At 63.5% G+C, this 430-nt stretch carries 1 protein-coding gene; it reads right to left on the bottom strand.

Annotated elements, in window-relative coordinates; all coding sequences use genetic code 11:
* Window positions 1-430: LPS-assembly protein LptD (locus tag LE190_RS21520; RefSeq protein WP_225240621.1), on the bottom strand; the 430-nt coding region annotated here is incomplete at both ends.

Here is a 430-nt window from a genome sequence, read left to right as displayed (position 1 = left end):
ATGTAGGCGATAGGCACGCCGAAGAACTCGAGCTGCGCCGTCTCGAAATACAGCATCTTCTCCTGCTGGTCGTGGATGATGCGCGCACCCTTGACCTGCCACAGCGGCGGCTTCTTCGGATCGTCCTTGCACGGCGCGCAGGCCGTGTAGACGCCGTTCTCGAACACCGTGTAGTTGCCGTTGGAGCGGTCGGAGCGGCTCGCGGCCATGCGGGTCTGGTCGGCCGTGTCCACGCGCAGCGAATCGACGAAACCGTCGCGGTAGTCGTCGCTGAGATCCAGGATCTCGGCATAGGTGATCTTGCCGTCGGCATCCGTCATGCGGATGTTGCCCTCGGCATGCAGGCGCTTGGTCTTCTGGTCGTAGACGACCCTGTCGGCCTCGACGCTGGTGCCGTTGTAGAACAGCTGGACGTTGCCGACCGCGGAGA

This window comes from Massilia hydrophila (assembly GCF_020208145.1).
In the GTDB taxonomy this organism is placed as follows: Bacteria; Pseudomonadota; Gammaproteobacteria; order Burkholderiales; family Burkholderiaceae_D; genus Telluria; species Telluria hydrophila.
Note: the sequence above shows the minus strand (reverse complement) of the source record. Positions and strands in the feature narration are given on the sequence as shown.